This window comes from Gluconobacter morbifer G707 (assembly GCF_000234355.1).
Taxonomy (GTDB): domain Bacteria; phylum Pseudomonadota; class Alphaproteobacteria; order Acetobacterales; family Acetobacteraceae; genus Gluconobacter; species Gluconobacter morbifer.
The window spans coordinates 969270-982145 of sequence record NZ_AGQV01000001.1; the positions used below are offsets into that span (position 1 = coordinate 969270).

Annotated in this window: 10 protein-coding genes; 1 reads left to right on the plus strand and 9 read right to left on the minus strand. The window is 57.5% G+C overall.

Features of this window, described 5'->3' with window-relative positions:
• Positions 1–140 precede the first annotated feature (140 nt).
• From GMO_RS04385 to GMO_RS04420, 8 genes are all read right to left on the minus strand, one after another.
• Entirely contained in the window at positions 141–1841 is a 1701-nt protein-coding gene (locus GMO_RS04385) for a M28 family metallopeptidase (protein ID WP_008851085.1), read from the minus strand.
• Between the two features lie 119 nt (positions 1842–1960).
• Positions 1961–3511, minus strand: coding sequence for a PepSY-associated TM helix domain-containing protein (locus GMO_RS04390; RefSeq protein WP_008851086.1), 1551 nt, complete (start codon positions 3509–3511; stop codon positions 1961–1963).
• Entirely contained in the window at positions 3508–3810 is a 303-nt protein-coding gene (locus GMO_RS04395) for a hypothetical protein (protein WP_040507465.1), read from the minus strand. The genes GMO_RS04390 and GMO_RS04395 overlap by 4 nt, the downstream gene beginning before the upstream one ends.
• On the minus strand, positions 3807–4073 hold the full coding sequence (locus GMO_RS04400; RefSeq protein ID WP_139064357.1) for a hypothetical protein: 267 nt from the start codon (positions 4071–4073) through the stop codon (positions 3807–3809). The genes GMO_RS04395 and GMO_RS04400 overlap by 4 nt, the downstream gene beginning before the upstream one ends.
• Positions 4074–4409: 336 nt before the next feature.
• On the minus strand, positions 4410–5861 hold the full coding sequence (locus GMO_RS04405) for an efflux transporter outer membrane subunit (protein ID WP_040507466.1): 1452 nt from the start codon (positions 5859–5861) through the stop codon (positions 4410–4412).
• Complete coding sequence (locus GMO_RS04410; protein WP_040507467.1) at positions 5858–8968, minus strand: efflux RND transporter permease subunit; 3111 nt, start codon at positions 8966–8968, stop codon at positions 5858–5860. Before GMO_RS04410 ends, GMO_RS04405 begins: the two co-directional genes overlap by 4 nt.
• The gene (locus GMO_RS04415; RefSeq protein WP_008851091.1) at positions 8946–9929 is read right to left on the minus strand and encodes an efflux RND transporter periplasmic adaptor subunit; all 984 of its coding nucleotides are present in this window, start codon (positions 9927–9929) and stop codon (positions 8946–8948) included. Before GMO_RS04415 ends, GMO_RS04410 begins: the two co-directional genes overlap by 23 nt.
• Positions 9930–10039: 110 nt before the next feature.
• On the minus strand, positions 10040–10708 hold the full coding sequence (locus GMO_RS04420; RefSeq protein WP_040507469.1) for a TetR/AcrR family transcriptional regulator: 669 nt from the start codon (positions 10706–10708) through the stop codon (positions 10040–10042).
• Between the two features lie 406 nt (positions 10709–11114).
• On the opposite strand from GMO_RS04420, the gene GMO_RS04425 reads away from it, so the two are divergent.
• Positions 11115–11903 carry a deaminated glutathione amidase gene (locus GMO_RS04425; RefSeq protein ID WP_008851093.1) on the plus strand — a complete coding sequence of 263 codons (789 nt, stop codon included), beginning with the start codon at positions 11115–11117 and terminating at the stop codon, positions 11901–11903.
• 437 nt (positions 11904–12340) lie between these two features.
• Here GMO_RS04425 and moaB read toward each other — a convergent pair whose 3' ends face one another.
• On the minus strand, positions 12341–12865 hold the full coding sequence (gene moaB, locus GMO_RS04430; RefSeq protein ID WP_008851094.1) for a molybdenum cofactor biosynthesis protein B: 525 nt from the start codon (positions 12863–12865) through the stop codon (positions 12341–12343).
• Positions 12866–12876 lie beyond the last annotated feature (11 nt).

Genomic DNA, 12876 nt, shown 5'->3' on the forward strand with positions numbered 1-12876 from the left:
AAGAAGCTGGTTTGTCCGCGAGGTAGCGCTTTCGGGGCGGCCAGAGACGCCGCGAACGTTTCGACCGGGCATGGGCGAAGGCTGTAGAAGCTTGCGCTTCTTCATGGTTCTGCCAAAGCAGAACCATGAAAAAAGGTTGTTCAGTGAGTGTTGCGGCTTGCGTCGCTGGCGGTGCGAATGGATGCGAATTCCGAACCCTTTTTCCAGACAGGCCACTGATGGGAGAAAGCCAGCTTGGAACCGACCAGACGGACTGCTTCAGCATCCTGAGCTGCACCGCGGACATCCCAGTTCGGGCTCCATGCATCACAGGGCTGGTGATAACAGGCCATATATGCTGTCAGCCACTGACCGCCGGCTTCCGTTCCGCCTTTCAGAAGATCAAACTTCCCGGCCATATCCATGACCGCCAGAACAGGCACGCCGGCCCGTGCAAAGGGAAGGTGATCTGCGCGATAAAAAGCACCACGCTCCGGCATGGCTTCGGGTTCTGCCGTACGACCCTGTGTCCGGACTGCTGCGGCAAAATCATCCTGAAGACTGTCCTGACCTGGCCCGATGATGAAGGCATTGCGCGCGGGGCCAGCCATCTGGAGGACGTCCATGGTCAGATTGGCTGCTGTCTTGTCCAGGGGAGACAGCGGATGGGAAACATACCAGCCCGATCCCAGCAACCCGCGTTCTTCGCCTGTCCAGGATGCAAAGCGCACGGTACGTTCCGGCTTGGGACCACCCTTGAAGGCACGGGCAATCTCCAGAACGGCGGCTATTCCTGACCCGTCGTCGATGGCGCCACGGCGAATAACCGTATGACCCTGTGCATCCTTGCGCTGGCCATAAGCATCCCAGTGGGCTCCGAACATAACCGTTTCGTCAGGATATTTCGTTCCCGTGATCTTGCCGAGCACGTTCTGGCTCTTCAGTTGTTCGCTCTTTACAGGAAGATCGGCGGAAAACAGTGTTCCAGGCAGCGTTACCGGATGGAAATCCATGGTACGGGCCGCTACGCGAAGCTGTTCGAGGTCCAGGCCCGCTTCGCTGAAGAGGCGAGCGGCGGCATCGCCCTGAAGCCAACCCTGAACAGGAACAGGTTTCTGTTCGGTATCAGCATGTACAACATCAAATGCTTCACCGTTCGGCGCTATGACAGTGCTCCAGGGATAGGATGCACCGGGGGTATCATGAATGATGAGAGCAGCAACGGCGCCCCGACGTGCCGCTTCTTCGTACTTGTACGTCCATCGACCGTAATAGGTCATGGTTTTGCCGCCAAACCGTCCATAGACTGGTTCACCCGGTTTTGCGTCAAAATCCGGATCGTTGACCAGGAAAACAGCGACTTTTCCATGAAGATCCACGCCTTTGTAATCGTCCCAGTGACGTTCAGGCGCAGATACACCGTAACCAACGAAAACCATCGGTGCCTTCAGGACACGCAGCCGGTCTTCCGGCAGCAGGGTCGCAAGATAAATGTCTTTCAGTTGAGCCAGAGGAAGATTTTTCGATCCGGTCTGGACCGAGATGTTTCCGTTAGCCTGTGTCTGAGTGTGGATCATGGGAACGGTCTGTGTCCAGCCGCCATTCTCGCCACCCGGTTCCAGCCCCAGTTTCTTGTACTGCTGGATCAACCAGGGAACCGTAACGGCTTCTCCATGCGTGCCGGGAGCGCGCCCTTCAAAAGGGTCAGACGCCAGAACCCGCATGGTTTCCGACATACGGGCCGGATCAATCGGGCCGGATGCGCCTGCTGGAGCAGCGGCAGCCGAAAAGGAAACAGCGGCGCAACTCACGCAAAGAGCACCAAGGGACATACGGACAGGGAAGGAAGGAAAAGGCATCATTCTCTTATCTTATCGTAATTATTTCTTATATGGGAAGTCTTTCCGCCTTTTGTCAAAAGGCGAGAAATTCCTGTATGGGATTCCCGAAAATGCCGGTTTTCGGGAACATGGATTTTCGGTCAGATCGTCCGTGCATAAAGTGTTTTCCTGTCATGTGACGCAATCAGAATGAGCACGGCGCCGTAAAGCAGGGCCAGCAGATCAATGATTACTGAGACATGATTCAGGCCGGTCGACAATACACGCGTCCCGTCTGTCATGGGAATCAGTATGGTCAGAAGACCGGTCGCCAGAAGTAATGGTTGCCTGCTCCTGTCGCCACCAAGGCAGACTGCCGTAGCGAGACAGGCGAGGAAAACAGCGTAAAACAGGATCTCGACTGTCTGATAATGCCCTCCTTCCGGCAGGAGAGGCACGGCAGCAAGAATGGCGGATATTCCGCTCATGCAGCCCAGCATGCATCCTGTTGTCAGGATGGAAAGAGCGCGGGTTGTAGAGCTGGCCTGTGTCAGACCCGCGCTGCGTTCCCGCTGACGGCGCGAGGAAAGCCAGAGCTGGTTGCCAGAATAGAACAGAAAAGCGCCACCCATGCCCAACAGGGCATAACAGATCTGTCCTGCAAGGCCGCCAAACGTCCCGAAATGGAGAGCATAAATTGTCGTTAGCGCCACAAATCCATGGCTCTGATGTCCGGGAAGGTAATCAGTGGATATCATATGGCCGTCATAGGGATTGATATCGACATAACCGCCATCTGCCCGACGGGTCACGTGTCGAAAATCATGTCCCGTGACGCGGAGGGATATCTTGCCGTTCCGGGTGGAGTAGGTCAGCTTGTCCGGCGTGAAATCGGGCGCCTGTTCTGCCAGTATTGCGACAATCTGTCCAGGTGCAGGCATATTGCCGTGTTTCACATGACTACTATTTCCGTTTCCGGGATGTTTATGTCGTGCCATTTCGACATGAGGAGCGGGTATGAACAGGGCGTGTTCCAACGCTAGGACAGGCTGTTGGAATGCGAAACCTGCCGCTGTTGCAGCTATGACAATATGGAAGGGAAGGGAACACACCCCCAACAACGTATGAAAATCCATCCAGACGCGTCTCAGGTTTTCCCCCAGGCGCAGAACGAACAGGTTACGCACCAGTGAGGGAAGAAGTGTAATCGTTCCGGAAACGAGGGCGACGGCATAAAGCAGCGCGACAAAGCCCATGATCAGTCGTCCTGACGTCCGTCCGAGGGGAAGGCCGATCCGCTGATGCAGGATATTAATGAAATACGCTGCCTGTGACGGAGTACGGCTTCGGGTGACAAGGGTGCCATCCGGAGCAAGACCCGCATACACAGTCCGGGCAGGCCCATGATCCCGATCTTGCGAGACGGACCACATCAGGCTGGAAGGACTGACAGGGTCAGGATGCAGAACAACCGTGTAACTGGTTGCCGCTGCAGGGTTCGCCTTGGACGCCTTCTGAAGCAGTTCTGGAAGCTGCGTCATGGAGACAGGAGCTGGAAGTGTGTCGGACCGGGAGCCCCAGTACTCCAGCGGTTCCTCGAACATCGTCATGCCACCGGCATAAAAGGCGATAAACAGGAACAGGCCTGCCATGATGCCGACCCAGCTATGGATTGCCCGGTACAGGCGGACGATATCTCCCCGGATCTTCATGCCATCACACCACGAAGAAAGAAAAATACGCCCCAGATTACGATGTTCGCAGAAGCCAGCCCAAGCCAGGCTCGTAACGCAGACGGGAACAGAAAGGAAAACGCCAGGATCAGGCCCCATATCGGTCCTGGAAGCCATCGGAGAATCAGGGCCGCTGGCGTTTTGACGGCGGCATCTGCATGGAAGAGAAGACCGGCCACACCCATCAGCCCTATTGATGCGGTCGCTCCCAGCACAAGCCCGGCCAGTGCTTTTCCCATCCAGCCGCCTGTATCAAGCGGTTGCCTCGCCCGGTTCATGACAGACGTCCTGTACGAAACGGGATAACGGAAGCGATGATCGCCATCACGATACAGCCCGTCATCAGCAGTGCCGCCACCAGAAGAACGGCCGCCACCGGCTGGAGGATCCGGCACAGAAGCACAGTCCCCAGCGCCGTGAAGCCCAGACCCGAAAGCCATCCCGCCCACCCCGGAAAGGGGCGAGGCAGAAGACATTGGGACGGGGTGGAAAGGTAGAACAGGACTACTGCAGGTAGAAGCGGAAAGGCTGAAAGAAGCATGGACGGCAGATCTTTTACCAGAGGCTGGGGAGCGTCATGACCACGGTCCGGCCCGATGTCTGGCAATGGTCATTTGGCCAGCTGAAAAGCAATTCATGACGATACCGGAAGCAGGGAAGGGCTGAACAGGGAGGGAATGTGGATGCGGCCATATCATGCTCAGTCTCCGTAAGAGGAAATCCTGATTATCATTAGTGATAATCATTCTCAATAACAAGAAGGCAGGAGCTTTCCGAATGTGTCAGCCTTGTTCGCCGGGCTCTAGTTGACGTGTCAGAGACGGATATGACCCCCATGATCCTGAATGCTGACCTGCGGCCTTTTTCGTGAACCAGACTATTGCTTGACCTTGGCAGGGCTTCCTACCCGTTCAGGGGAAGGGACTGTCCGAAAGCCGCCTCCCGTTGCCTTGAACAGATCCACGGAGGCATTCAGCCGCATGAGGGTTGCTGTCACGTGAGCGATCTGCGTTTCCTGCACGGTGGAGCGGGCTGCGAGAACATCAACCTCGCTGGCATATCCCTGGTTCAGGCGCAGGACCGTCAGGTGCAGCTTCTTCTCCGCCGCATCTTCCCGGTCAGTATTGTCCTGGCTGCGCTCCTGCGCCGTTGTCTGCGCCAGAAGCGCGTCCCTGACCTCTTTGAACGCTGTGCGGATGGACTGTTTGTACAGAATGACCTGCTCGTTTTTATTTTCTTTGGCAAGCCGTACCCCGCTCTCCGTGCGGCCGAAGTCGAGAACGGGAGCCGCCATGGCTGCACCCAGTGTCCATGCCCGGCCCGTCGCCCGATACAGGTTGTCGATGTCGACATTGTTCACGCCTGCCAGCGACGCCAGGGAAATACTGGGGAAATAGGCCGCCCGGGCATATCCGATGTTGAAATTGCTCGCGATCAGGGCCTGTTCATGCATGGCAATATCCGGACGGCGCTCAAGAAGCTCCGACGGCAGCACCGCCGGCGTCGGGTCAGGCACGGTTATGTCCCGGATGTCCCGCCCACGGGGAATGGTATTCTGGACGATGCTTCGGGGAGAACGCCCGATGAGAACGGCGAGCGCGCTTTCTGCCCGGTTTCGCTGATCCTCCAGGTCAGGGAGGGCAGCATGCACGCTGTCCCGCCGCTCCGTAACATCCTGAAGCGTCAGGGCATCCACTGCGCCGACCCTGTACTGATGCTGGACAATGGCGAGGAGTTCATCCTGTGTTTGGATACTGTCCTTCAGGATGACGACATCGTCATCGAGGGCACGGAGGCTGAAATAGAGTTTGACGCCTGCTGCGGCGATGGAAAGATCCGCGGCCATTTCAGCATAGGCCGCCGCACGGACACCCGCTTTCGCGGCCTTGCTGAGGCTGGCGTTCTTGCCCCACAGATCCAGCTCATAGTTCAGCATCCCTCCGACAAAGCCGAAATTGCTGGTCTTGTTGGGAAATGGAAAACTCCGGCCAAGCGCATGGATGCTCCCGTCCGCGAATTTTCCGTATGCGTCTGCTCCGGCAATGGACAGGGCAGGGAGCTGGTTGGCGAAGGCATAGCTGTACTGCGCCTGTGCTTGGGAAAGCCGGTTTTTCGCGAGCGCAATGTCATCACTGTACTGCAGGGCCTCGAGCACGATCTGGTCAAGGGCTGGATCGCCATAGCTGCGCCACCACTGGCTTTCATCCCGCGGGACGGCATGCGTCCCGTTCCAGGTGTCGGGTAGCGTCACAGTGGGTCGCCTGTAGGTCGGTGACAGCCACGAACATCCGGCGAGAAGCGCGGGAAGAAGGAGCAGCAGTCGTTTCATGGCGCGGCTGCCTTCGTGGAGGGGGACGGTTCCCGGATGTGGAAACACAGGACATACAGTGACGGAAGGAAGATCAGGGTCAGGGCCGTGGCAACTGCGAGACCGCCCATGATGACATCCGCCATTGGCCCCCAGAATACGCTGGAAGCAATCGGCACCATCCCCAGAATGGCGGCGACGGCCGTCAGCATGATCGGGCGGAAGCGGATCATGGCCGCACTGACCACCGCATCCCATTCAGACTTCCCGGCGTCCTGCTCGATCCTGATCTGATGCACGAGAATGACGGAATTACGGATGATCATCCCGACAAGCGCCACCAGCCCGAGCAGGGCAATGAATCCGATCGGATTACCGGTCAGAAGCAGGGCGATGACCACACCGATCAGGCCGAAGGGCGCCACACTGACGACCAGGGCCACGCGCTTGAAATCCTGAAGCTGTACCATCAGCACGGCGAGCATGATCAGGACCATGACAGGCATTACGGCAATGACCGAATTCTGGGCTTTTGCGCTTTCCTCGACCGTTCCGCCAGTTGCGACATGGTAACCGGATGGCAGATGCGCGTTATAGGTCTTTATCTGGTCCGACAAGGCGGAAACGGCGGTTTCGGCCTGAATCCCGTCCTGAAGCTGCGCCTGTACCGTCATGGTCGGCAGTCTGTCTCGCCGCCAGATCAGGGGATAATCCTCCACATATGAAACGCTCGCTACTGATGACAGCGGGACCGTCAAATCATTCGGCAGGCGGATGTCAAGATTGCGGAGGCTCTCGATGGACAGGCGGTCTTCCTTCCTGGCCCGTAGTACGACATCGACAAGATAGATGCTGTCCCGTACCTGTGTGGCCGTCATGCCCGTGACGGTCGAGTTGATGGCCAGCGCGATCGTCGCGGAGGAAAGGCCGAGACGACGCGCTTCATCCTGCCGCACATCGATCCTGAGCTTGCGCGCCGGATCGCCCCAGTCGAAGTTAATGAGACGCAGGTTCCCGGTGGCGGCCATCATCTGCGCCACATCCTGCGCATAATGACGGACTTCATCCGGGTTGCGGCCGCTGACCCTGTACTGGATCGGCCAGCCTACGGGTGGTCCCAGCTCCAGGGGAAAGAGCCCATGCACGAGATCCGGCATCTCCCGTGCCAGTCTGTCATCGAGACGCCGGCGTAGACGTTCACGGGCAGATGCGTTTTTGGCCACGATGACCGTCTGGGTGAAGAAATCGTTCGGAAGTTGTTCATCAAGCGAGAGATAGAACCGGATCGCGCCACGCCCCACATAGGAGCTCCAGTGGTCAATATCCGGATCATTGCGCAGCATGGCGTCAAGGCGGCGCGAAATTTCTCCTGTCTGCTTGATGGAGGCTCCCTGTCTCAGCGAGAGATTGACCAGAAGTTCCGGCCGGTCCGAAGCCGGAAAGAATTGGCGGGGAACAAGGGGCAGAAGGATCAGCGAAACAAGCAGCGCACCCAGACTGAGCAGAACGGTCATCCGCGGATGACGCATCGTACCAAGCAGGAAACGTTTGAAAAGCGTCAGGATCCGTCCCTGGCGGGGCTTCTCGGCGGACGCCCGGGACGCATCATCACGTGGACGCAGGATCGTGACACCGATCAGCGGGGCCACCAGCACGGCCACGAACCATGAAACAATGAGGGCCAGGCCGACAACGGCGAACAGTGAGAACGTGTATTCCCCGGCAATGCTATGGGCGAAACCCACGGGCACGAAACCGGCGACCGTCACCAGTGTTCCCGTCAGCATGGGAAAAGCCGTGGACGTATAGGCAAAGGTTGCGGCCCGCCCCAGTGGCCACCCTTCCTCGAGTTTGCTGACCATGCTCTCGACGGTGATCATGGCATCATCCACGAGCAGCCCGAGCGCGATGATCAGGGCGCCCAGCGAAACGCGCTGAAGGTCGATGCCCAGTAATTCCATGCAGGTGAACACGACTGCCAGCACGAACGGAATACAGAACGCGACTACCGTTCCCGCCCGTCCGCCAAGACTGAGGAAGCTGACCCCCAGAACAATTGCGATGGCCTCGAACAGGGCTTCCGTAAAATCGCCCACCGCATTCTTCACGACTTTCGGTTGGTTGGCGACGAGGTGCGCCTCGATCCCGATCGGCATGTGAGCGTGAAACTCCGCCATTTTCGCGGAGACGTTCTTTTCCATGTTCAGGATATTGCCACCGCTGCTCATGGAGAGCGCAAGCCCGATGGCGTCATGACCATTGACCCGGAACATGGTCTGGGGCGGATCGGAATAGCCACGGCTAATGGTGGCGATGTCTCCCAGACGGATCTTGCGGTTGCCCGCATAGACCGTGACATTGGCGATATCGCTCGTGGAGCCGAACTTGCCCGTCGGCTGGATCATGATATTTTCAGATCCGGTGTCGATTGTGCCGGAAGGAACGATCGCATTCTGCGCCTGAAACGCGGCGGCAATCATTTCTCCGCTGATGCCAAGCCGGGCAAGGTGTCTGCTAGAAAAATCGACAAAAATCTTTTCGTCCTGTGCGCCCAGCATTTCCACCTTGGCGACATCGGGGACGTGCAGCAGTTCGTCGCGGACCGTTTCGACATAATCCCGCAGTTCACGGGGGGAAAAACCATCCGCCGTGAAGGCGTAGATGATGCCGTAGGTATCGCCGAATTCATCGTCAAAAAACGGTCCTTCGGTCGTGGCGGGCAGATAGGGTTTTATATCCCCCACCTTCTTGCGGACCTGATACCAGATGTCCGCCACCCGGGCCTTGGGTGTGCTTCCCAGAAGGTTGACCAGAATGGTGGTCTTTCCGGGAACCGTGTAACTTTTGACGTAATCGAAATAAGGCGTTTCCTGAAGCTTCTTCTCGATCCGGTCCGTCAGCTGATGGGTCGTTTCTTCCAGGGTCGCGCCAGGCAGCATGGCCTGCACCACCATGGTCTTGACGGTGAAGGGCGGATCTTCGTTCCGGCCCAGACTGAAGTAGGATCGTACCCCCGCCACGGTAATGAGGATCATGGCGAACAGGACAAGGGCACGATGGCGCAGGGACCAGGACGAGAGGTTCAGGCCCTGTCCATCCTGTTCATCAGGGCCGGACATGGGACTCATCCAGCAGGGAGACTTTCTTTCCGGGGTAAAGGGCCTGCACGCCTGCGGTCACGATACGCTCCCCGGCCTTCAGTCCCGAAGCGATTGTAACATCGTCCGCGGCATACTGCGCGACCCCCACTGGCCGCAGCGTGACAGTCATCGTGTCGGGCATAACAACCCAGACAGCGGGCTGACCATTCTGTGCGGTCAGCGCCGCTGGCGGCAGGTGAATGTCCGGATGAGGGGACGCAGAGAAACATCCGACCGCGACCGAGCCCAGAGTCATGGCTGCCGGTGTGTCCTGAAGCACAACCCTGGCCCGATAGGTCCGGGTGAGGGGATCACTGTCCGGTGACAGTTCGTAAAGGGTGCCGTTCGCGCAGATCTGGCGGTTTGCATCCAGACATACGGTCATGAGGGTACCGGTGGTCAGGCCGGAGCGCAGGAAGTCCGCTGGAATATCGAACTGCGCATCCCGGCCCGCAGAATCCGCCATGCGCATGATTGGTTGTCCGGCAGCGACAACCTCACCCACCTCGACCAGCCGATCCGTAATGATACCATCCGCATCGGCCCGCAGACGGGTCCGTTCCAGCTGCTGTGCGGCAATCTTCTGCCGGGCTTCCGTAGCCAGCACTGTTTCTTGGGTCATCCTGTAGCGGCGGATCACGTCATCATAGTCATTCCGCGAGACGGCATGGTCGGGGAGAAGGGCTGTTGCGCGTTGTTTTAGTGGCGTCATCTGCGCCAAGGCAGCGCGTGCCGACTGTGCATCAGCCGTTGCCGCGAGCAGGGTCTGGGTTTCAGTTGCATCGTCCAGCCGGGCTAAAATCTGCCCTTGCCGGACGGGATTTCCGGCCAGAACCGAACGTTCCACCATTTTCCCCGGAACGCGGAATGACAGGGTGACCATCCGGTGTGCCGTGATCTGTCCTGTCAGACGCTCCCCGGATGTCTTGTCCAGTGGCTGAACCACCATGGATCGGACGGGTCTTATCTCTTCGACCGCCGGTTTTTTGTGATGACATCCGGCCAGGGTGACGAGCAGGCAGCTTCCCAGGCCGGTCATATATGGCGATCGCCGTCGGTTCATTGGAAAGCACCTTTGAACTGGCCGGGGAGCGGGCTGGCCAGTATCCCGTTCATGAATGTGACCCACGCGCCGTTAAAATAATGGTCGCGTTCTGTCTTCGTCTCGAACTTTCCCCGCCCGAAAAGCATCTTCTGATGCGGAATCCCGAGTGTCAGGCCACAAAGCATCTGGCCTGTTTCCTCCAGATGATAAGGCCCGTTCAGAAGCCCTGCTTCTTCAACGGACCCCAGAAACCTGGATGTCAGATTTTCGAGTGATTCGAAGATATGGGCGCCTGCATGGTTTACCAGATCGGGAAAACGCCACCCTTCCGCAATGAAGGTCCTGCTCAGGGCGAGCGTTTCCGGAGCGAGGACCAGGTCAAGAAGCATTCTCAGGGTTCTGTACAACGCCAGCAGCGGATCGCTGGAGGCCAGTTCCTCCAGTGGTTCGGCGGTGGCAAGAAAACTGTTTCCCAGTTCGAAGATAACTCTCTTGAACAGGTTTTCCTTAGAAGAGTGCCGTCGGTAGATGGTCTGTTTTCCGACTTGGGCCGCGGCGGCAATCTGTTCGACTGATGTGGCTGCGTAACCCTGCTCTCCGAACAGCCGGCTGGCCGTTTCCAGAATGAGGGTATCCAGTTCTTCCGACATCCGGAGGTCCGGTCGTCCGGCAAATCTTTGCATTGTCCTGCCAGTTCCTGTCCGGCTCAAACCAAAATCAACAGCATCCTTAAATAGAACGAGACGGTATCGTCTCGCAAGAAACAAAATTACACAGAAAGGAGGAAATTTTGCATCTTTTGCGGATTATGCTTTTCGGGTCGGGTGGTATGCAGGCCTTAGCTCCGGCTGCAACTTCTGAACGTCATCGGATCTGAAAAACAGTTTTCTCCATTGACCGTCAAAATACTGTCCAGGCAGTGAAAAATTGGAAACAGCCCGGAAAGTACGGGCCTGTATTGAAAACATACTTGACCATCATGACAGGATTGCATCGTCTGTGATTTGCCATGACCAGCGGGTCTGTTCCGCAAGCTGACGGGTTTCCGGCAGTTCGTGAAGCAGGTCTTTTCAGGGGAAGAATACCGACATGAAGGTTGCATTGGGACAGTTCGCGGTTGCGCCGGACTGGGAGACAAATCTGCATCAATGTCAGAAACTGATCAGCGAAGCCAAAGCCGGTGGAGCGGATCTGCTTGTTCTGCCGGAAGGCATTCTGGCTCAGGACATCAACAATCCCGACCTACTGCCCCATACGGCTCAGCCGCTGGATGGTCCTTTCCTGGAGAAGCTGCGACAGGAGACACAGGGCATTGCCGTAGCGGGATGCGTTAATGTTCCTGATGGGGCCGGGCGCTTTTTCAACACGCAGTTCGTGCTGCGGGATGGCGCATTCATTGCGCAGTATCGCAAACTTCACCTGTATGACGCTTTCAGCATGAAGGAGTCCCGCCGGACCTCTCCGGGAACGGAACTCCCGCCGGTGGTGGAAATCGCCGGAATGCAGGTTGGCCTGATGACCTGTTATGATGTCCGCTTTCCGGAAATGGCGCGGTATCTCGCCCTGGCGGGAGCGGAAGTGCTGCTGCTGCCTGCAGCCTGGATCCGCGGTCCGGCAAAGGAGCGCCACTGGGAGGTTATGGCCGTGGCCCGGGCGCTTGAAAATACCTGTTATGTCGTGGCTGTTGGAGAATGTGGAGAACGGAACATCGGCGCCAGCATGGTTGTGGATCCGCTGGGTGTAGTGACACTGGCTCTGGGAGAGTCTCCGGCGCTGGGCTTTGCGCCTCTCGACCGCGAGCGGATCGCTCATGCACGCCGTATTCTGCCCGTACTGGAAAACCGGCGTTTTGCACCTCCCGTTCTGGAAACCCCATAACACATCACCATGGTATCGGGCCGGGCAGTGATTTTTAGCCAAGTAGTCTCTGTGTCATTCCGGGCATTCAGCGGAAAGGAAACCGGTGCGGGTTCCTGTCGGGAGGCATAGTTTCCCACGATGATTCTTCGGACTCGCATTTCCCGACAGGGAAGTCATCGTGACTTCGGATTATCCGTCTGGCCGCATGGGGCAGGGAGTTTGCCTGCCATAGCGGAAAAGTTGGAAAATCCGTGTCCCCGTCAAGGTAATCCAAAAAAGGATGCCTTGCATTGAACGATCTGCCTCTGACAGGTGCCGCCACATTACAGAGAACAGTGCAGGAGAAGAGGTTTCCGGAAGAATATCTTCCATCTGAAGCAACGAACATCTCTGCAAAAGTGGCTGCTATCTTTCGGGTCAGCGCCATGACGCCTGCCAGAGAGACAGTACTGCTATCATTTTTCCTGAAGACGGGGGATCAGTTCAGCGAAATTGCAGGGGCGATGTCGATTGTCGAGCTGGTATTTCAGGACATCTTCCCAGGCATCCCGCACCGCACCACGGGAGCCGGGCAGTGCGAACAGATACGTACTCTTTGCCAGCCCGGCCAGCGCCCGTGACTGAATGGTGGAGGTTCCAATCTTCTGATAGGACAGCATCCGAAACAGCTCACCGAAGCCGGGGATGGATTTTTCAATAACAGCGGAAAAGGCCTCAGGCGTGACATCCCGTCCCGTAACACCTGTTCCGCCAGTACTGATGACCACATCCGTCCCGGGATCTTCAATCCATTTTTCCAGATGGCTTTTGATGTCCGGAACATTGTCCCGCACCAGTGCCCGGTCTGACAGGACATGCCCGGCCCGGGTCAGATAATCCACCAGGCTGTTGCCGGAAAGATCATTCTCCATGTTCCGGGTATCGGAAACCGTCAGAACTGCGATGTGAAGGGGCAGGAAGGTCTTGATTTCGTCAATCATGAAAGCAGTAT

Excerpts from the sequence above, each read along its gene's own strand:
- GMO_RS04385 (WP_008851085.1), bottom strand. The coding sequence starts at position 1,841 with ATGATGCCTTTTCCTTCCTTCCCTGTCCGTATGTCCCTTGGTGCTCTT.
- GMO_RS04390 (WP_008851086.1), bottom strand. The coding sequence starts at position 3,511 with ATGAAGATCCGGGGAGATATCGTCCGCCTGTACCGGGCAATCCATAGC.
- GMO_RS04395 (WP_040507465.1), bottom strand. The coding sequence starts at position 3,810 with ATGAACCGGGCGAGGCAACCGCTTGATACAGGCGGCTGGATGGGAAAA.
- GMO_RS04400 (WP_139064357.1), bottom strand. The coding sequence starts at position 4,073 with ATGCTTCTTTCAGCCTTTCCGCTTCTACCTGCAGTAGTCCTGTTCTAC.
- GMO_RS04405 (WP_040507466.1), bottom strand. The coding sequence starts at position 5,861 with ATGAAACGACTGCTGCTCCTTCTTCCCGCGCTTCTCGCCGGATGTTCG.
- GMO_RS04410 (WP_040507467.1), bottom strand. The coding sequence starts at position 8,968 with ATGAGTCCCATGTCCGGCCCTGATGAACAGGATGGACAGGGCCTGAAC.
- GMO_RS04415 (WP_008851091.1), bottom strand. The coding sequence starts at position 9,929 with ATGGTGGTTCAGCCACTGGACAAGACATCCGGGGAGCGTCTGACAGGA.
- GMO_RS04420 (WP_040507469.1), bottom strand. The coding sequence starts at position 10,708 with ATGCAAAGATTTGCCGGACGACCGGACCTCCGGATGTCGGAAGAACTG.
- GMO_RS04425 (WP_008851093.1), top strand. The coding sequence starts at position 11,115 with ATGAAGGTTGCATTGGGACAGTTCGCGGTTGCGCCGGACTGGGAGACA.
- moaB (WP_008851094.1), bottom strand. The coding sequence starts at position 12,865 with ATGATTGACGAAATCAAGACCTTCCTGCCCCTTCACATCGCAGTTCTG.